Genomic DNA, 19,199 nt, shown 5'->3' with positions numbered 1-19,199 from the left:
GGTGAAGATAGAGCAAATTTTCAGAGCTACTAATATCGCATCCTCGTTAACGTCCCACCAGTGAACTCCAGCCAAACAAAAGCGGCGAGACTTTGACGTTTCGCCGTTTCACATCCTTGTGATGAATCGAAATCAATTGGCCGGCGAAGAGTCGCGGTCGAGGTTTGCGATCGCCGTTTGTGCAGCAGCCCGATGCGCCGGTGTGATATGGCTGCGAATGGCGGTCAATGCTGCCATCAGGACGGCGACATCGTCGGTGAAACCGAGACCAAAGAGGAAGTCGGGAATGAAGTCGAGAGGCAACACGAAATAGGCAAGCGAACCGAGAAGAATGCCGCGCACCTTTGTCGGTGTCGCAGGATCGAGCGCACAAAAATAACCGGCAACCACTTCATCGAGAAATGGTATGGATTTTGCAGCCTTGCGTGCCGTTTTCCAGAAGCGCGCACGAACGCGTTCCTCGCGGGAGCGCTGCTGATCCTCGCTTCCCGGTTCCAGAATTTCGCCAATCTTTGCGTCGTTCATCCCTTTTCCTTCAAAACTATTCCGTGACAACATGGGAAGAACGGCAACGTGCTGCAAGAGTTTCAATGGAATTGTTGCGGAAATTCGTGAGCGCGTCCCCGTCCAAACCAGAGTGCTTGCATGACATCACACCCATTCCATTCCGTTCTGTTCGTTTGTCTCGGCAATATTTGCCGCTCTCCCTTGGCGGAGGGCGTGTTCCGGTCGGTGCTTGCGGCAGAGGGGAAGAGCGGTGGCGTCCTCATTGATTCCGCCGGTACCAATGGCTATCACACGGGAGAATTGCCGGACGAACGTTCCATTGCCGTCGCCAGTCGACACGGCATCGACATTTCAGCCCAAAGGTGCCGCCAGCTTACCGCGGACGATTTCACCAGGTTTGACCTGATCATCGGCATGGACCGGAAGAATGTCGCGACCATCAAGATGCGTCGGCCCAGCCTTGCCACAGCGGAAGTCGGAATGTTCTATGAACTTGCACTTGGAGATGGCGCACAGATCCCCGATCCGTATTACGGCACGAATGTCGATTTCGAACGCGTCTACCGAATGATCCTGGCGGCCTCCAAAGGTCTCTCCGCACGGTTCGGGTAGAAAGAACGCGGGGCTTCGAGTGGCCAGGCTTCCTCGACAATGTAAGGTCCGCCACCGATGGAATCGCGCGATGACATCAGCACGAAACGTCCGATAGTGAACGGTGCTGTGGAGAAGTTTCCGCGTGACGACAGATAGTGCGCGACCTCTTCATTACGGACATTGCGCAGTCGTGCCAGCRTCACATGCGGGGTAAACTTGCGTTGATCGGCCGGCAGCATAAGGCGCTGGCAGATGCGCTCGATCTCGGCGTGCAGCGCTTGAATGTCCGGCGAAGGAGAGACACCTGCGACCAGACTATGGGGCTTCTTTGAGCCGAAAGCGTTCACGCCAGAAAGTTGCAGCGTAAATTCCGGGCGCCTTATGCGGTCGAGCGCATTAGCGACCTCGTCGGCGATATGGCCTTCGACATCTCCGATAAAGCGCAACGTGATGTGATAGTTTTCGACATCAATCCATCGGGCACCTGGCAGGCCACCGCGCAAAAGCGACAGTGAGAGAGCGGCGTCCCTCGGGATTTCGAGGGCAGTAAAGAGACGCGGCATAAGGCATCCTCCCCGAATCGAGTTGTAACTTTAGAGAATCATCGAATGAACTCGCGAGCAAGACATAAGTTCAGATTATCCTCCGGCGCGACAAATTAGACACGACTCATCCAAAGGGGGCAGAACAGGTTACCGGATCGCCGGCGTCGGCGCGTAGAACACCTATTGTGATGCAGTGCGCTGGCTTATGGTCTTTTCCATGAGTGGCAGAAAACCTTCAACCATCTTGGCAACACCCTCGGTGTTCGGATGTTCGCCATCGGCGAGTTGCAATGATTTTACTGTCGCGACCCCATCCAGGAAGAAGGGATAAAGTGGCACATCGTATTTTTCCGCCAGACGCGGGAAGATCGCGTTGAATTTCTCCGCATAATCATTGCCCATGTTGGGAGGTGCCAGCATGCCGGCGAGAATGACCTGAACGTTGCGCTGCTTCAATTTCTCAAGGATATCGGAGAGGTTTTTCTCGCTGATAGCCGGGTCGATGCCTCGAAGCGCGTCATTGGCACCAAACTCGAGAATCACCAAATCGGTACCGTCGGGCACCGACCAATCCAGCCTGGAGACGCCGTCAGTGGTCGTTTCGCCCGCGACGCCCGCATTGGTGATCGTCACGTTGACACCCTTGTCCTTCAGCGCTTTTTCCAACTGGGCGGTGAACGAATCCTGGATCGGCAATTGGAAGCCGGACATCAGGCTGTCGCCGAAACCGACGACCGCCAGCGGGCGGTCAGACACGGCATTTTGATTGGCCAGGGCCAAGGACGGCAAGGCAACTAGACCAGATAAAACGAAGAACTGTAACAATGATTTGAATCTCATTCTTGGGTACCCATATCAGACCGGCTGCAATCAATCTGGTGCTGACCATACCGCAAAGGAAGTGCTTCGTGACTAAATCCGTTATCGCGCTTGATCACATTGAGTTGACACTTGGCAGTGGTGCTTCCTCGGTGCATGTACTGAAAGGCATTTCCCTAAGTATCAATTACGGGCAGTCAGTTGGCATTGTCGGGCCGTCCGGCTCGGGCAAATCAACCCTTTTGATGGTTCTCGCCGGGCTGGAGCATGTGGATTCCGGTTCAGTTCAGATTGCCGGCGAGAAGCTCGAAAACATGAGTGAGGATGAAATCGCGGCGTTTCGCGGCCGCAATATCGGCATCGTGTTCCAATCATTTCACCTCATTCCGAACATGACGGCGCTGGAAAATGTCGCTGTGCCGCTCGAGCTCGCGGGAAATCCGGAAGCCTTCGGCATTGCAGAAAATGTGCTTGCCGCAGTCGGGCTCGCCGATCGCATTACGCATTACCCAGGTGAGCTCTCAGGCGGCGAGCAGCAGCGTGTCGCGATTGCACGCGCGCTTGCGCCGTCGCCGAAGATCCTTATTGCCGACGAACCAACAGGTAATCTCGACACGGCGACAGGCCGGCAGATAGCCGATCTTCTGTTTGAGAAGCAGAAGGAACTCGGCGTCACACTGGTCCTTGTCACCCATGACGCGACACTCGCCGCGCGTTGCGACAGGGAAATCCGTGTCCGCTCAGGCCGGATCGAAGCGGATGAGCATGCCCCGGAACTGGCGAAAAGCGCATGAGTGAAATATCTCCGGCCCGCGCTACACCATCCCTGAAACTGGCGTTGCGTTTCGCCCTGCGCGAAATGCGCGGTGGTCTGTCAGGGTTCTATATCTTTCTCGCCTGTATTGCGCTTGGTGTGGCGGCCATTGGCGGTGTCAACTCGGTCGCAAACTCCGTTACGGCGGGTATCTCCACGCAAGGCCAGAGCATCCTCGGCGGAGATATCCGTTTTCAGCTCAACCAGCGTGAAGTCAACCCTGACGAGCGGGCCTTTCTCGACAGCAAGGGCCGCGTTGCTGTCAGCGCCAACATGCGGTCAATGGCAAGGCTTGCCGATGGGTCTGATCAATCGCTGGTGGAAGTGAAGGCAGTGGACAATGCCTATCCGCTCTATGGAGCGCTGCAGACKACGCCTGCRCTTGACCATCAGGCACTGTTTGCAGAAAAGGATGGTGCCTTTGGAGCCGCTGTTGCCCAGATATTTCTCGACCGGCTCAATCTGAAGCTCGGTGACCGGGTTCTCCTTGGAACTGCAACGTTCGAGTTGCGCTCTGTCATCACCAATGAACCGGATCTGCTTTCCGACGGCTTTGGCTTCGCACCTCGCTTCATGGTGTCACTTGAAGGGCTCGGTGCCGCCGGGCTTATCCAGCCGGGAAGCCTTGTCGATCATAGCTATAAGATCGCTCTACCAGACGGGGCGACAGACGCTGCAATCACGGCCATACGCGAGGAAGCGCAGAAACAATTTCCGCAAGCTGGTTGGACAATACGTGGCCGCAACAATGCAGCGCCTTCGCTCAGCGCCAATATCGAACGGTTCTCGCAATTCCTGACCTTGGTCGGTCTGACCTCCCTGATTGTTGGCGGGGTCGGCGTAGCCAATGCAGTGAGATCGTATCTCGACGCAAAGCGCGGTGTCATCGCCACATTCAAGTCTCTTGGAGCCCCAGGCTGGTTTGTGATCGCAGTCTATCTCATACAGATCGTTATCATCGCGCTGGCCGGTATTCTCATCGGCCTGGTCGTTGCGGCTCTTATTCCTTATGCTGCTGGCTACGCGTTGCAAAGCGTTCTGCCCATTGCCTCGAAGGGTGACTTCTATCCCGGCGCATTGCTCTGGGCGGCGCTGTTTGGTCTTTTGACAACGCTCGCGTTCGCCATATTGCCCTTGGGGCGCGCTAGAGACGTTCCAGCGACGGCGCTTTTCCGCGAACAGGGGTTTGAACAGCGGGGCTGGCCTAAGCCAATCTATGTGGTGGCCGCGGTTGTCCTGATCGCTATCCTTTGCTTGCTGGCCGTGATTTTTGCCTATGACCGGCGAATCGCCATGGTTTTTGTTGGCGCGGTTGCATTCTCATTCGTGGTCTTGCGCGCTGTTTCGGCTCTGGTTCAATGGCTTGCGCGGCGTGCGCCGCGCGTGCGATCGACCGCGCTGCGACTTGCTTTTGGTAATATTCACCGGCCCGGTGCCCTTACTCCCTCTGTAGTCCTGTCTCTTGGCCTGGGACTGACGCTTCTCGTTACGCTTGCACTTATCGACGGCAGTCTGCGCCAGCAACTCGCGGGTAACCTGCCCGAGCGGGCGCCGAATTTTTTCTTCGTCGATATTCAGAGCAAACAGGTCGATCAGTTCACGACTCTCCTGCAAAATGCAGCGCCGAATGGCAAGATCGTCAGCGCGCCGATGCTGCGCGGGCGTATCGTAGCGTTCAACGGGACCGATATCACCAAATTGACCATTCCACCCGAGGGCGCATGGGTTTTGCGCGGCGACCGCGGTATCACCTATGCCACAACAGTTCCGGAAAACTCGACGCTGACACAAGGTTCGTGGTGGCCAGCTGATTACTCCGGCGAACCGCTCGTCTCCTTCTCTGCCGAAGAGGCCGGCAATCTTGGCTTGAAGATTGGTGACACCGTGACGGTCAATGTGCTTGGTCGCAACATCACCGCGCGGATCGCCAATTTTCGCCAACTCCAGTGGGAATCCCTTGCCATCAACTTCGTGATGGTGTTTTCGCCGAACACCTTCACCGGCGCGCCGCATGCATGGCTGGCGACCCTGACCGACCCTGCAGCCACCTCCCAGCAAGAAGCCACCGTTATGCGCGATGTGACCCGCGCCTTTCCAGCGGTGACGACCGTTCGGGTCAAGGATGCGATCACCATCGCAAATGAGCTGGTCGGACAATTGGCCGTTGCTATTCGCGCGGCAGCGTCAGTGGCACTTATCGCATCTATTCTGGTGCTTGGCGGTGCTTTGGCGGCAGGAAATCGCGCGCGGGTTCATGATGCAGTCGTGTTGAAAACGCTTGGAGCGACCAGACGCACGCTGATAAAGGCCTTTACGCTTGAATATATGCTGCTCGGCCTCTCGACCGCTATTTTTGCGTTGCTCGCCGGTGGTGTGGCTGCCTGGTATGTGATTGTGCGGGTCATGACCTTGCCAGCCTCCTTCCAGCCGGAAGTGGCCATGATGACCGTAATTATCGCTCTGGTCCTGACTATCGGTTTCGGACTCGCTGGCACATGGCGAATACTTGGCCAGAAGGCGGCGCCGATCTTGCGAAACCTTTGAAATCATTAAAACGATGTAATATTGCTCTGATTCAGGGCAATTTGGGACTGCAACACACGATCTTGAGCAAATCAGGTCTTGTTATAACGCGTTTAAATCACCATAATTCTTACCAAGGCATGCTGGGGTCCCGCCAGCGGCGCCCGGGATTCCCCCCGACACCCGACGGGACGAAGCAAATGAGGAAAACCATGGCTGACTATCGCAACATCCAGGCCCGTACATCGGCCGGAGTGCGTGTGGACGCGGGGATCGATCAAGGTCTACGCAGCTACATGCTGAAGGTGTATAACCTTATGGGTATCGGTCTTGCAGTGACCGGTTTTGCCGCCCTTGCAGTTGTTTATCTCGCAACCACCAATGATGCGTCTCTTGCCGCAGCGCAGTTGCCCAACGGCAAGATGCTGACAAATCTTGGCGTTGCAATCTATGGCTCACCCCTGCGCTGGGTTGTGATGCTCGCACCGCTTGCCGCAGTGTTCTTTTTGAGTTTCCGCATCGAGAAGATGAGCGTTGCCGCTGCCCAGACGACGTTCTGGGTCTATGCCGCGCTGGTTGGTATCTCGCTGTCCTCGATCTTCCTGGTGTTTACGTCCGGAAGCATCGTTCAGACGTTCTTCATCACGGCGGCATCCTTCAGCGCCCTGTCGCTCTATGGATACACGACGAAGCGTGACCTCACTGCGATGGGCTCATTCCTGTTCATGGGTCTGATCGGCATCATTCTTGCCTCGCTGATCAATATCTTCCTGCAGTCGAGCGCCTTGCAGTTCGCAATCTCCGCTATCGGTGTTCTGGTCTTCGCCGGCCTGACCGCMTATGACACGCAGAATATCAAGGAAATGTACTACGAAGGCGACAGCTCGGACACTTATGGCCGCAAGGCAATCATGGGTGCACTCCGACTTTATCTCGACTTCATCAACATGTTCATGTTCCTTCTGCAGTTCCTCGGTAACCGCAACTAACTCTTGCGAACCTGAATTGAAGATAAGGGCAGCGGAAACGCTGCCCTTATCGTTTTCCTGCCGCCGGAAATGCGGCGACAATTTTCGCAACGCTCCCCTTCAAATTCCAAGCAAAGAAGTGCATGAAGCGTGCAAGATCATCATTCATTGCGAAACGCCATGTCCCAGATTCATATCCGTTCAGCTCGTCCCGCCGACCTTCCGGCCATAACCGAAATCTATCGCGACGCTGTCTYGCACGGAACGGCGACTTACGAAATCGATCCACCTGATATGGAAGAGATGACACGCCGGTTCCACGCAATCACCGCGGATGGGTTTCCTTACGTTGTAGCGGAACTCGATGAGGCAGTGATCGGCTATGCCTACGCCAGTTACTTCCGGACGCGTCCGGCTTATTGGTGGTCAGTCGAGGATTCGATTTACATTGCACCGGAGGCAAAGGGGAAGGGGCTTGGCAAGGTCCTGTTACAACAGCTGATCAAGGATTGCACCAATCTCGGCTTTCGCCAGTTCATCGCAGTCATCGGCGATGGCGATGATGCATCAGCATCAGTACGTTTGCATTTGAGCTCTGGCTTCAAACATTCGGGAACGATCAGGGCATCGGGCTTCAAGCATGGCCRTTGGCTCGACACTGTACTCATGCAGCTGGACATGAACGGCGGCTCGGAAACCTTGCCCGGCAAGCCCCCGTTGAAAGCTTAAGCGCTAACTCCGTACGACACTCAGGCTCTTGTCAAAGATCCTGAGTACCCGATCGAGTTCCTGGCCGCGCTTGAGAATGAGACCACTGGCGGCAATGACGCTGTAGGCGCCTTGCTTGCGCGCGAACCTGGGGTTTTTCTCTATCCGGAACATCGGTACTTCACTGGTTCTCCGGAAGATCGAGAAGACTGCCCTGTCCATCAAATGATCGATGGCATAGTCCCGCCACTCGCCGGCAGATACCATGAAACCATATATTCGTAGGATCTGATCGAGTTCGCGCCGGTTGAAGGTTACGGGCAAATCGTTGTTACGGGTAAGGGAGATAAGTTTAGCCTGCTGTTGCGATTCGTCGCCACCTGCATTGCTGTCCATCAATCAACCGCCTTTGAAAACTGTTGTGTCACGTGGATGACATAAAGGTGGCCTGATCCGCATCAATTTACAAGTCCGGAGTGATGAGAGCATTCAATATCGTTGGCTTACGAACTGTTCTGTTGGCTTTCTCACAAAGCAATACGCTGTGAATCGAATGGTGATGGGCTGACACATTCTCGCCATTATCTGTTCGCATTGCCGCCGGATTCGACACCCAACATCAATGGCATGTTGTCCGAGACCGGTTCGTTCTGAAGCAACTCGATACCCCAAGCCCCCCGCCCAACGGGTTGCCTGGATTGAGCCGATAAGTCTCCCTAAGCAACATGCCCCAATACTCAGGCCGGATTTATCCGGCCTGTTTTTCTATGTGGTTAGAACGTGTCTTATCTATCGGCTGACGCTCTAGGGTTTCGCGGCCATAATCGAGGCGCCGATAATGGGGCCTGGCTTGCCCTCACCCAGCATCTCTTGCAGCAGCACCGCGCAGCCGGACGCCTTCTTGCTGGCGATCTCGCTTAGCGGGATTTCAATCTTCTGCGCCGCTCCATCCCACATGCCGACCGTCTCCATCGCGCGCACACTATTGGCGTAACTTACCTTGCGTCCGACATTCTCGCCATCGGGTATGGCGATGATACTCTCCCGATTGAAATAGGCCAGCAGAACCCGAACCGGGTTGGTCGCGGACGGACCTGAACCTATGTCGATCAACAGCCGGTCCCGTGCGGTCTTTTCGATGGATACGGGGATGGTGAGCCCAGTCGGCGTGTTGCGTGTTTCTGCAATCCGCCGGCGAATTTTCTGGCCGTCCTGACCGTTCATATGCTCACGGCCATTGAGGATCACCTGCGGCGTATAAATACCGTTCAATCCCAGAGCGGTACGATAGGCATTCTGACGGTCGGTGTTTTCGGGTACAGCAAGGCTATCCGTCCAGCCGCGGTAGTCCCAATAATCCACGTGGAAGGCGAGCGCGACAACCTTTCCTTCCGTCGCAAGCGACTTCAGCACCGCATCCGCAGGGGGGCATGACCCGCAGCCTTGAGAGGTATAAAGCTCGACGACACCCTCTGGTTTCCCACCAGACTCCTCCGCACAGACAGGCAGCACATAAGCCACTGCCGCTACGAACGGTGCGCTGATTATAATGCGTCTGGATAAGGTGCGCAGGGACAAGGTGGTTATTTTCTTCCCGAGTTTTCTTAGTTCTTATTTCTCAGTTCAATTGTCAGACGATTGATAGGAGCCGATCGTTTCAACAGGAAGTCACTTTGAGGTGAATTCGATCACGTTTCGTCTTGCCCTTAAATCGAAGGCCGCCGGTTTCCCGGCGACCATCCGTTTTACATTCTTTTGACCAATCAGGCAGCAAGATCACGCAGAACGTATTGCAAGATACCGCCGTTCTTCAAATATTCCAGTTCGTCGATCGTATCGATACGGCAGATCAACGGCACCTGTTTGACGCTGCCATCGGCGTAAGTCACAGTGGCAAATGTCTTCTGGCGTGGCTGGATTGTCGCCAGACCTTCAATCGAGACGATCTCGTCACCCTTGAGCTCCAGCGATTGCCAGCTCGTGCCGTCTTCGAGAACGAATGGCACTATGCCCATGCCGACGAGGTTCGAGCGGTGGATACGCTCGAAGGACTGGGCAATCACCGCGCGTACACCAAGCAGGCTGGTTCCCTTTGCCGCCCAGTCGCGCGATGAGCCATTGCCATATTCGACACCGGCAAAGACCACCAGAGGAACATTCTCGCTACGATATTGCATGGCAGCGTCGTAGATCGGCATCTCCTCCTTGGTAGGATAGTGGATCGTATAGCCACCTTCACGGCCGTTTTCGCCGAGCATATGATTGCGGATGCGGATATTGGCGAAGGTGCCGCGCATCATCACTTCATGGTTGCCGCGGCGCGTGCCGTACTGGTTGAAGTCCAGCGGAGCGACGCCATGCTCGGTCAGATACTGTCCGGCAGGAGAGGCCGCTTTGATCGAACCGGCCGGAGAAATATGGTCGGTAGTGATCTTGTCACCAAACAGACCAAGAATGYGCGCACCCTTGATGTCGTTGACCTTGCCCGGTGTCTTGCCCATGCCGACAAAGTAAGGCGGGTTCTGCACGTAAGTCGACTGGTCGTCCCATGCATAGGTCTGACCTGCCGGAACCTTCACCGCCTGCCAGTTTTCGTCGCCCTTGAACACGTCTGCATATTTGGCCGAAAACAGTTTGCGGGTAACGTTCTTGGTGATGAACTCCTGAATCTCGTGTGAAGACGGCCAGATATCCTTGAGGAAAACCGGATTACCGTTCTGATCTTCGCCAAGCGGCTCGGTGGTAAGGTCGAGTTTAACTGTACCGGCGATAGCATAGGCAACGACGAGAGGCGGTGAAGCCAGATAGTTTGCCTGAACGTCGGGCGATACACGGCCTTCGAAGTTACGATTGCCGGAAAGTACCGACGCCGCGATCAGACCCTTATCGTTGATGGTCTTGGAAATCGGCGTCAGCAGCGGGCCGGAATTGCCGATGCACGTTGTGCAGCCGAAGCCGACGAGGTTGAAGCCGAGCGCGTCGAGCGACGTCTGCAAACCGGCGCTTTCGAGATAAGCGGCAACGACCTGCGAGCCTGGAGCAAGCGATGTCTTGACCCAGGGCTTCGACTTCAGGCCCTTGGCCACGGCATTGCGGGCAAGAAGACCGGCCGCAATCAATACGCTCGGATTCGAGGTGTTCGTGCAGGAGGTGATAGCGGCGATGGCGACATCGCCGTGACCCAGATCGTAGTCCTCGCCTTCGACAGGATAGCGGGCGTCGAGCTGCGTGGTCTTCTTGTACTCCTTCTGCAGCGATTCATGGAAGCCGGACGCAATGCCTTCAAGCGCGATACGGCCCTCGGGGCGCTTCGGCCCAGCCATGGACGGCACAACGGTTCCAAGATCGAGTTCCAGCGTGTCGGTGAACACCGGATCAGCAGAGTTTGGCTCGCGCCACATTCCTTGCGCTTTCGAATAGGCCTCGACAAGCGCGAGGCGGTCTTCGTCGCGTCCGGACATGTGCATGTAATTGATGGTTTCGCGGTCGATCGGGAAAAAGCCGCAGGTCGCGCCGTATTCGGGGCCCATATTGCCAATGGTTGCACGGTCCGCAAGCGTCATGCTTTCCAGGCCAGGTCCGAAGAATTCGACGAACTTGCCGACGACACCCTTCTTGCGCAGCATCTGCACAACAGTAAGAACGAGATCGGTCGCTGTCACGCCTTCCTTGACCTTGCCGGTCAGGCGGAAGCCGATGACTTCCGGCAGAAGCATTGAAACGGGCTGGCCAAGCATGGATGCCTCAGCCTCGATACCGCCAACGCCCCAGCCAAGCACGCCGAGGCCATTGACCATGGTCGTGTGCGAGTCGGTGCCGACGCAAGTATCGGGATATGCGACGGTCACGCCATCCTCGTCCTTGGTCCAGACGCCTTGCGCGAGATATTCAAGATTGACCTGATGGCAGATGCCGGTACCGGGCGGAACGACGCGGAAGTTCTTGAATGCCTGCTGACCCCACTTCAGGAAGCGGTAGCGCTCCCCGTTGCGTTCATATTCAAGATCGACATTGCGCTTGAAGGCCTGGGGATTGCCGAACTCGTCGACGATAACAGAGTGATCGATGACAAGATCAACCGGAACAAGCGGATTGATCTTTTCCGGATCGCCACCGAGATTGACCATGGCGTCGCGCATCGCTGCAAGATCTACGACTGCCGGAACCCCGGTGAAGTCCTGCATCAGGACGCGGGCTGGCCGATAAGCGATTTCCGCACCGGCACTGCCGCGGTCGACGAGCCATGCCGCGACGGCCTCGATGTCTTTCTTGAAGACCGAGCGGTTGTCTTCAAAACGAAGCAGATTTTCGAGAAGAACTTTCATCGAGAATGGAAGCTGGGAGATGCCTTCCAGGCCGTTCTTTTCGGCTTCGGTCAAACTATAATAGACGTATTCCTTGTCCCCCACGGTGAGGGTCCTACGGCATTTGAAGCTGTCAATCTGAGACATTGTTGCGTTCGTCCTTATGCTGAGGCCTAAACCCGGGACGAACGCCTTTGCCGCGTTTCAAGGACGCGCTAAGGTGCGGGTGCAGTCATTTCCGCTGTCCGTCCCGCAACAGATTCAAAACAGAACCCGTATCGAGATCGGCCAAAATGGTTTCCATGCCGACCGCTGGCATGGTTGTCAGCTATATAGAGTTTTTCGCTGATCTGTGCCAGACCGGAATTAGTCTAAATTGTGTGCTGCGTCGAAATAATCACGTGGCGTTTCACGAGTACCAACAAGCGGATCGGTCATGCGGTTAATCGCCGAGAATTTGGGTGGTGAACGGGGAGGAGAACTGTTGTTTTCCGGTCTTCACTTTGCTGTTTCCTCCGGTGAAGCGCTTATGGTCACCGGGCCCAACGGTTCAGGTAAATCGACCCTGCTTCGAATTATCGCAGGTCTGCTTGTCCAGGCGGAAGGAATGCTTCGGCTCGAGGGTACGCCGGCCGCGTTTGAGGGGCTCGCCGCGGCGGCTCATTATCTTGGCCACCTCAATGCCATGAAGCCGGTTCTCAGCGTCGATGAAAACCTGCATTTCTGGCAATCGTTCAACGGGCGCGGTCAGTATTCGATTGCCGAAGCGCTCGAATACGTCAGTCTTGGTGAAATTGGTCACCTGCCTTTTGGCTATCTTTCGACCGGACAAAAACGCCGTGTCAGTATCGCCCGGCTTCTTGTCAGCGACCGGCCGGTGTGGCTTCTGGATGAGCCAACCGCCGGGTTGGACAAAGCCTCTGAGACGCAGTTCACCGGACTTATGCGCGGACACCTGACAAGCGGTGGAATTATAGTTGCAGCGACCCATTTGCCGCTTGGACTTGATGGATCGAAGGAATTGGCCTTGGGAGCCGCCGCGTAATGCGCGCATTGTTCCTTCGCGAGGTTCGATTGGGCTTGCGCGCTGGCGGCGGCGCATTGGTTGGCATCCTGTTCTTTCTGGCGGTGATTGCGGTCGTTCCCTTTGGCGTTGGCCCTGATCTGAAGCTGCTTGCCCGTATCGGCGCGGCCATGTTGTGGATCGGGGCGCTGCTTGCGACCTTGCTCGGCCTCGACCGCCTGTTTCAGGCGGATCGGGATGATGGCTCGCTCGATCTCTTGATCATGGCGTCGGACCGGCACATGCTTGCACTTACGATCCTCGTCAAATGTCTGGCGCATTGGACAGTCAGCGTCTTGCCCCTGGTCATCGCCTCACCCCTGCTTGGGCTTTTCATGAACATGGAACCTGCGGCCATTGGTGCGACCGCCTTGACCCTTCTGGTTGGCACGCCGGCGATCACGCTGATTGGTGCTGTTGGCGCTGCGGTGGGGGTTTCGTTGCCGCGCGGCGGTCTTTTGGTTTCTGTGATCATCCTGCCACTGACGATACCGGTCCTGATTTTCGGCGCGTCTGCGTCCTATGGCGCAGTTGAAGATCCGGCACCGTTTCTGGCACCTTTCCTTATTCTTGCTGCGATTACGCTGTTTTTTGCAGTGCTGGGACCAATAGCCGCCGCAGCGGCGTTGAAGTCTTCCGCCGATTGACGGCGTGATGAATTGCGAAACGGGCATCAGAAAGCTAAGAGTATGTGATGAGTGACGCAGTATCCAAGACCAGACGATGGATCGACCTGGCCAACCCTACACGGTTTTTGAGCCTGGCAGGTGCCACTTTGCCATGGCTCGGCGGACTTACGGTGCTGGTGCTAGCCATAGGCTTCTGGATGTCGATGAACGCGCCCGACGATTACCAGCAGGGCTCGACGGTCAAGATCATGTTCATCCACGTGCCTTTCGMCTGGCTTTCGATGATGTGTTACACGATCATGAGCGTCGCGGCGCTCGGAACACTCGTATGGCGCCACCCGCTGGCCGATGTTTCCGCCAAGGCTGCTGCGCCGATTGGGGCGGTCTTCACTGCTTTGGCGCTGATTACCGGCTCACTTTGGGGTAAGCCGATGTGGGGCACGTGGTGGGTCTGGGATGCGCGGCTCACCTCCGTTTTTGTCCTGTTTCTGATGTATCTCGGGATCATCGCGCTCACCCGCGCCATGGATGATCCGGCAAAATCGGCAAAGGCCACGGCTATCCTCACCCTTGTCGGCTTCATCAATATTCCGATCATCAAGTTTTCGGTCGACTGGTGGAACACGCTGCATCAGCCCGCGTCCGTGCTGCGTATGGGAGGCTCAACCCTCGACCCGTCTTATCTTAAGCCGCTGCTGGTTATGGCAATCGGTTTCACCCTTCTATTTTTTACGTTGCACCTGATGGCCATGCGCAACGAAATCTGGCGTCGCCGCGTCACGGCGATGCGCCGCGTTGCTGCCCGCAGCGCAGATCGGGGAACAGTGTCATGATGAGCCATACCGGTTTCGTGCTTGCCTCCTATGGCGCGGCCATCATTGTCCTTGCTGCCTTGATCGGGTGGATCTTCATCGATCAACGCAGCCAGTGTCAGGCGCTGCAGGAGCTGGAATCGCGCGGGGTGCGTCGCAGGTCCGAGACGAAGATGGATAACGCATCGTGACAGGGCGGGAGCAAGTCGAAAAGGCTCCACGAAAGCGCAGCCTGTTCTTTGTCTTCCTGCCGCTTATCCTGTTTGCCGCCCTAGCCGCTGTTTTCGCATTCCAGCTTGCGTCGGGCCGCGATGAATCGGTCATTCCGTCTGCGCTGATTGGCAAACCCGCTCCCAATGTATCGCTGCCTGCCGTGAGTGGCCTGCAAAAGGATGGCCAGCCGGTTCCTGGGCTCGATCCGGCAGCCTTCAAGGGACAGGTCACGCTCGTCAATGTTTTTGGGTCCTGGTGTGTGCCCTGCCGTGTCGAACACCCGCTGCTCATGCAATTGGGTGAAGACAAGCGGTTTCGGCTCACCGGGTTGAACTACAAGGATAAAAACGAGAACGTCCTCGGCTTCCTCGACGAACTGGGCAATCCCTACGCCGCCATTGGAGCTGACATGAACGGCCGAGCCRCAATCGAGTGGGGCGTTTATGGCGTGCCGGAAACCTTCCTTGTCGGCAAGGATGGCATCGTCGCCTACAAACATGTCGGACCTTTGACGGAAGACTCGATCCGCGATGACCTTATGCCTGCCATCGAGGCAGCGCTAAAGGCGAATTAGGGCTTTCAGTTTTCCAGCATGGCATAGCGCCGTACCCAGCCCGCGGCTCTTGTTGCGGCCGTCGCCGTGCTGTCATAGGCGTGGGTAAGCGGAACGGTGATCATTCGATAGCCGAATTTCGTTTTCGTTGCGACCGTGACCGGCGCAGCGATAGGCGTGCCAAGTGCAAGCGTTTCTATTGGCCGGTCCGCAGCGGGTTCAGGAACCGTAAAAGACCTGCCGGCGACCACTGATTCAGGAGCAGATTTCACGGTACATGTCGCGGTGATCAACGGATAGTCGACCTTCGTGTTCTGACGAATCTGGTTCTCCTGGTCCGCTCTGCATCGTTCGATACTGGTCCAGCCGGCATCTGCTGTTTTTATATATTCGCAGATTTTCGCATCGCAGTCGCAACCCATCAGGGTCATTACGATGAGAGCCGTCTTCATTGGTCACACTTTCTGAGAATTCGTTGCCGGTAACGTAATTCGTGAGCGTGGATCACGGCGGGATTTCGTCGTGATCAGGCGGAAATTATGACCCTTTTCAGCCGGATTGTGGCGGTCTTACTGGTCTTTGCTCGACGCTTTCTCGGCTGCAGGCTCGATAGAATATTTCATCACGAGCGGCATCTGCGCAAAGGTGAAGAGCAGCGTGATCGGCATAGTGCCCCAAACCTTGAACGCCACCCAGAAATCGGTCGAGAAGCTGCGCCACACAACTTCATTCAGTACCGCGAGGAAAATGAAGAATATCCCCCAGCGCATGGTCAGCTTTCGCCAGCCCTCGGCATTCAGCTTGAAGGCACTGTCAAAAACATAGCCGAGCAGGGATTTGCCGAAATAGAGTCCGCCGAGCAGGATGACCCCAAACAATGCATTGACGATGGTCGGCTTCATCTTGATGAACGTCTCATTGTGGAGCCATAGCGTCAGCGCTCCGAAGATCAGCACAACGATGCCGGAAATCAGCGGCATGATCGGCAGGCTGCGCACCAGAACCCAGGAAGCCGCAAGTGCAATCGCCGTTGCCCCCATGAACAGGGCCGTGGCGATGAAAATCGGCTCGCCAATATTTGAAAGGGCGGGAAAGCGTTCGATCAACCATTCGCCGCGCGCGTTGGCGAAAAAGAACACCATCAGCGGGCCGAGTTCCAGAACCAGCTTGAGCAGCGGATTGATCTCCTTGCGCGCCGGATCGGTTCTAGCTGCCGGATCAGATGGATCGCGTTCGAATATGGGCTGTTCCATCATGCAACTCCTGCGATGGCTTTGGCAAAATCGCTTGCGGCGAAAGGTTCGAGGTCTTCGACCTGCTCGCCCACGCCAATGAAATAGACGGGCAATTTGTGTTTTGCAGAGATGGCGACAAGGATGCCGCCACGTGCTGTGCCGTCAAGCTTGGTCATCACGAGGCCATTGACACCGGCGATGTTCTTGAAAATCTCGACCTGATTGAGAGCATTCTGCCCCGTCGTCGCATCGAGCGTTTGCAAAACCGTATGCGGCGCTTCCGGATCGTTCTTACCGAGCACACGAACGATCTTCGCGAGCTCGTCCATCAGTTCTGCCCGGTTCTGCAGACGGCCCGCTGTATCGATGATCAGAACGTCGCTGCCGGCTTCCTTCGCCTGTTTCCACGCATCGAAGGCGAGCCCCGCCGCATCGGCGCCAAGCTTGGAGGAAACGACAGGGGCGCCGGTGCGTTTGCCCCAGATGTGCAACTGTTCGATGGCCGCCGCTCTGAAGGTATCGCCCGCAGCGAGCATGACGTTAAGGCCGCCCGCCGTTAGCTTGGCGGCAAGCTTGCCGATCGTCGTGGTCTTGCCCGTGCCGTTGACCCCCACAACGAGGATCACATGCGGCTTGTGCGAAAGGTCGAGTTCTAGCGGCTTGGCCACGGGCCCTAGCACCTTCTCGATTTCCGCGGCCATGATGGTGCGGACTTCCTCCGTACTGATATCCTTGCCGTAACGTGTGGCGCTCAAGGCTCCAGTGATGCGGATGGCGGTCTCCATACCGAGATCTGCCTGGATCAGCACGTCTTCCAGATCCTGCAACGTATCTTCGTCGAGCTTGCGCCGGGTGAAAATGCTGCCAATGGAATCGCCGAGTTGCTGGGAGGAACGGAACAACCCCTTGCGCAAGCGCTCGAACCAGGAAAGACGCCTTTCCGGTTCTACGATGGCGGGTTGTTCAGCCTGCTTTTCTTCGACTGTCTTGCTAACCGTTACTTTTGAGGACTTGGGTGCAACTACGAATTCGGGCGCCTCTACAACCTCTGCGACTGGTGCCTCAGGGGCAGGGAGAGGCACCGGCTCGATCGCCGCCTCGCCCATCGGCGACTCAATCTCATCCGTGGCCTCGATAAGTTCATCGACTGGCGAGGGTTCAATTTCGGTCTGTTCGTCAACAACTGGTTCTGCTTCAGCAGGAATAGTTTCGGCAGGCACATTCAGTGCTTCTTGTGCCGTTGTATCCTCATAGAGCTGCTCAGCCGTCGGTAGCTGATCGAGCTCGCCTGAGGGCTTCTCAACCGGAACCTCTTCGACCTCCTTCTTGCCGAAGGAGAATATCTTCTTGATGAAACCCAGAGCCATGAAAACTGCTTTGCTAATTAAGATTATGCCGCGCGCCGGCTACTATCATTAGCCAACAGCTTGTCGCTGTCGTGGCCATTGATCGTGCGCTCGATGATATGGCCCGGCACTCCATCATCGACACCAACGAGAGTGAAACCCTCCGTCCGGCCAAGGCCTTCACGTTCGATGAGAATTTTCTGCGTCGTGCCAACGAGACTTTGCAAGTGGCGGCGATAGGCCATGTCGCCTGCGGCCCGCAGCCTTGCCGCGCGTGCCTTGACGCTCTGGCGGTTAACCTGCGGCATGCGCGCAGCCGGCGTTCCTTCACGCGGGCTGAACGGAAAAACGTGCAGATGCGTCAAACCACATTCCTCGACGATCCGGATTGAGTTTTCGAACATCTCGTCCGTCTCGGTCGGGAAACCGGCGATAATATCCGCACCAAAAACGATATCCGGGCGGATCTTCCGGACATTCTCGCAAAACGCGATTGAATCTTCGCGCAGATGGCGGCGCTTCATGCGCTTCAGGATCATGTYGTCGCCCGACTGCAACGATAGATGCAGATGCGGCATCATGCGTTTTTCAGTTGCCAGCGCTTCCATCAGGTCTTCGTCGGCTTCGATCGAGTCGATGGAGGAAAGGCGCAGCCGCTGCAAGTCAGGTACTTCCTTGAGTACGGTCTTCACCAGCCTGCCCAGCCGCAAGTTTCCCGGAAGATCCGGTCCATAGCTGGTCATGTCGACGCCGGTCAGCACCACCTCGTTATAGCCATTGCCGACGAGCCGCTTGACCTGTTCGACAACCCCGCCCATCGGCACCGAGCGGGAGTTACCCCGGCCGTAGGGGATAATGCAAAATGTGCAGCGGTGATCGCAGCCATTCTGCACCTGAACAAAAGCACGGGCACGTCCTTCGATGGCGTCAACCATGTGCGAGGCGGTCTCGCGCACCTCCATGATGTCGTTGACACGCACCTTCTCAAACTGGTTGACGCCGAAATCCGGCAGCATGCGATAGGAGTTGGATTTCAGCTTCTCCTCGTTGCCGAGAACGAGATCGACTTCATCCATGGCGGCAAATTCATCCGCGCCCGTTTGGGCGGCGCAGCCAGTAACGATAATGCGCGCCTGCGGATTATTCCGGCGTGCCTTGCGGATGGCCTGCCGGGCCTGGCGCACAGCTTCGCTGGTCACCGCGCAGGTATTGAAGATGATCGCGCCGTCCTCCAGCGCGCCGAGACCCGCCGCATCGGCCTCGCGCTTCATCACCTCCGACTCGTAGGTATTGAGCCGGCAACCGAAAGTGACGACGTCGACAGCCATCACGCCGCCCCCTGCGAGGATTTGGCTTCGTCGCGGTCCCAGGCTCCGGTCGCAGGGTCAAGAGATCCTGAAAACTCCCATTCCGCGGGCCCAGTCATAATCACGTGATCGTTATCAAGCCATTCGATCAACAGCGGTCCGCCCGGCACAGTGACCGTTACCACCCTTTCAGTACGGCCGGTACGCGCGGCGGAAACACCAGCGGCGCAGGCAGCAGAACCGCAAGCCTTCGTCAAAC

19 protein-coding genes and 2 pseudogenes are annotated in these 19,199 nt (G+C 56.6%); 10 read left to right on the top strand and 11 right to left on the bottom strand.

Translation table 11 applies throughout. The features are described from left to right. Positions 1-132: 132 nt before the first annotated feature. Positions 133-525 carry a YkvA family protein gene (locus tag ACXJ5O_RS02365; RefSeq protein ID WP_457298478.1) on the bottom strand — a complete coding sequence of 131 codons (393 nt, stop codon included), beginning with the start codon at positions 523-525 and terminating at the stop codon, positions 133-135. Positions 526-645: 120 nt separating this feature from the next. Between ACXJ5O_RS02365 and ACXJ5O_RS02360 the strand changes: the two genes are divergently transcribed. Then, positions 646-1,119, top strand: a complete 474-nt coding sequence (locus ACXJ5O_RS02360) for a low molecular weight protein-tyrosine-phosphatase (protein ID WP_457298477.1) — start codon at positions 646-648, stop codon at positions 1,117-1,119. Here ACXJ5O_RS02360 and thpR read toward each other — a convergent pair. Further along, positions 1,068-1,664 (bottom strand): RNA 2',3'-cyclic phosphodiesterase, encoded by a 597-nt coding sequence (gene thpR, locus ACXJ5O_RS02355; RefSeq protein WP_457298476.1) that lies wholly within the window; start codon positions 1,662-1,664, stop codon positions 1,068-1,070. The genes ACXJ5O_RS02360 and thpR overlap by 52 nt on opposite strands. 162 nt (positions 1,665-1,826) lie before the next feature. Then, complete coding sequence (locus tag ACXJ5O_RS02350) at positions 1,827-2,486, bottom strand: arylesterase (RefSeq protein ID WP_457298475.1); 660 nt, start codon at positions 2,484-2,486, stop codon at positions 1,827-1,829. A 68-nt stretch (positions 2,487-2,554) separates the two neighbouring features. Between ACXJ5O_RS02350 and ACXJ5O_RS02345 the strand changes: the two genes are divergently transcribed. The 4 genes from ACXJ5O_RS02345 (at position 2,555) to ACXJ5O_RS02330 (ending at position 7,499) form a co-directional block, all read left to right on the top strand. Further along, complete coding sequence (locus ACXJ5O_RS02345) at positions 2,555-3,259, top strand: ABC transporter ATP-binding protein (protein WP_457298474.1); 705 nt, start codon at positions 2,555-2,557, stop codon at positions 3,257-3,259. Beyond that, entirely contained in the window at positions 3,256-5,823 is a 2,568-nt protein-coding gene (locus ACXJ5O_RS02340) for an ABC transporter permease (protein WP_457298473.1), read from the top strand. Before ACXJ5O_RS02345 ends, ACXJ5O_RS02340 begins: the two co-directional genes overlap by 4 nt. Positions 5,824-6,014: 191 nt before the next feature. Then, complete coding sequence (locus ACXJ5O_RS02335; protein WP_457298472.1) at positions 6,015-6,791, top strand: Bax inhibitor-1/YccA family protein; 777 nt, start codon at positions 6,015-6,017, stop codon at positions 6,789-6,791. A gap of 159 nt (positions 6,792-6,950) precedes the next feature. After that, positions 6,951-7,499 carry an N-acetyltransferase family protein gene (locus tag ACXJ5O_RS02330; RefSeq protein ID WP_457298471.1) on the top strand — a complete coding sequence of 183 codons (549 nt, stop codon included), beginning with the start codon at positions 6,951-6,953 and terminating at the stop codon, positions 7,497-7,499. A 3-nt stretch (positions 7,500-7,502) separates the two neighbouring features. Here the strand turns inward: ACXJ5O_RS02330 and ACXJ5O_RS02325 are convergent. The 3 genes and pseudogenes from ACXJ5O_RS02325 to acnA all read right to left on the bottom strand — a co-directional run. Beyond that, positions 7,503-7,790, bottom strand: a pseudogene (locus ACXJ5O_RS02325) (DUF2794 domain-containing protein); the annotation flags it as partial. A gap of 492 nt (positions 7,791-8,282) precedes the next feature. After that, positions 8,283-9,056, bottom strand: a complete 774-nt coding sequence (locus tag ACXJ5O_RS02320; RefSeq protein ID WP_457298470.1) for a DUF1223 domain-containing protein — start codon at positions 9,054-9,056, stop codon at positions 8,283-8,285. A 185-nt stretch (positions 9,057-9,241) separates the two neighbouring features. Beyond that, positions 9,242-11,929, bottom strand: coding sequence for an aconitate hydratase AcnA (gene acnA, locus ACXJ5O_RS02315; RefSeq protein WP_457298469.1), 2,688 nt, complete (start codon positions 11,927-11,929; stop codon positions 9,242-9,244). Between the two features lie 289 nt (positions 11,930-12,218). Here acnA and ccmA point away from each other — a divergent pair, with 289 nt between their 5' ends. The 5 genes from ccmA to ACXJ5O_RS02290 are packed head-to-tail and all read left to right on the top strand — an operon-like array spanning position 12,219 to position 15,073. Further along, on the top strand, positions 12,219-12,827 hold the full coding sequence (gene ccmA, locus ACXJ5O_RS02310) for a heme ABC exporter ATP-binding protein CcmA (protein ID WP_457298468.1): 609 nt from the start codon (positions 12,219-12,221) through the stop codon (positions 12,825-12,827). Next, positions 12,827-13,492 (top strand): heme exporter protein CcmB, encoded by a 666-nt coding sequence (gene ccmB / locus ACXJ5O_RS02305; protein ID WP_457298467.1) that lies wholly within the window; start codon positions 12,827-12,829, stop codon positions 13,490-13,492. Before ccmA ends, ccmB begins: the two co-directional genes overlap by 1 nt. A gap of 44 nt (positions 13,493-13,536) precedes the next feature. Next, the gene (locus tag ACXJ5O_RS02300) at positions 13,537-14,307 is read left to right on the top strand and encodes a heme ABC transporter permease (protein ID WP_457298466.1); all 771 of its coding nucleotides are present in this window, start codon (positions 13,537-13,539) and stop codon (positions 14,305-14,307) included. Next, the gene (ccmD, locus tag ACXJ5O_RS02295; protein ID WP_457298465.1) at positions 14,304-14,477 is read left to right on the top strand and encodes a heme exporter protein CcmD; all 174 of its coding nucleotides are present in this window, start codon (positions 14,304-14,306) and stop codon (positions 14,475-14,477) included. Before ACXJ5O_RS02300 ends, ccmD begins: the two co-directional genes overlap by 4 nt. Next, a complete protein-coding gene (locus ACXJ5O_RS02290) occupies positions 14,474-15,073 on the top strand; it encodes a DsbE family thiol:disulfide interchange protein (protein WP_457298464.1) in 600 nt (199 codons plus the stop codon). The genes ccmD and ACXJ5O_RS02290 overlap by 4 nt, the downstream gene beginning before the upstream one ends. A 5-nt stretch (positions 15,074-15,078) precedes the next feature. Here ACXJ5O_RS02290 and ACXJ5O_RS02285 read toward each other — a convergent pair whose 3' ends face one another. The 5 genes and pseudogenes from ACXJ5O_RS02285 to ACXJ5O_RS02265 all read right to left on the bottom strand — a co-directional run. Then, positions 15,079-15,504, bottom strand: a complete 426-nt coding sequence (locus tag ACXJ5O_RS02285; RefSeq protein ID WP_457298463.1) for a hypothetical protein — start codon at positions 15,502-15,504, stop codon at positions 15,079-15,081. 117 nt (positions 15,505-15,621) lie between these two features. Next, positions 15,622-16,305, bottom strand: coding sequence for a septation protein A (locus tag ACXJ5O_RS02280; protein WP_457298486.1), 684 nt, complete (start codon positions 16,303-16,305; stop codon positions 15,622-15,624). Then, a complete protein-coding gene (ftsY, locus tag ACXJ5O_RS02275) occupies positions 16,305-17,654 on the bottom strand; it encodes a signal recognition particle-docking protein FtsY (RefSeq protein WP_457298462.1) in 1,350 nt (449 codons plus the stop codon). The genes ACXJ5O_RS02280 and ftsY overlap by 1 nt, the downstream gene beginning before the upstream one ends. A 23-nt stretch (positions 17,655-17,677) precedes the next feature. After that, positions 17,678-18,961 (bottom strand): tRNA (N(6)-L-threonylcarbamoyladenosine(37)-C(2))-methylthiotransferase MtaB, encoded by a 1,284-nt coding sequence (mtaB, locus tag ACXJ5O_RS02270; RefSeq protein WP_457298461.1) that lies wholly within the window; start codon positions 18,959-18,961, stop codon positions 17,678-17,680. Then, positions 18,961-19,199: pseudogene (locus tag ACXJ5O_RS02265) on the bottom strand (diaminopimelate epimerase); the annotation flags it as partial. The gene mtaB and the pseudogene ACXJ5O_RS02265, both read right to left, overlap by 1 nt.

The organism is Phyllobacterium sp. P5_D12 (genome assembly GCF_054049495.1).
The sequence above is the reverse complement of the archived record's forward strand: the minus strand, read 5'-3'. Positions and strand labels throughout refer to the sequence as shown.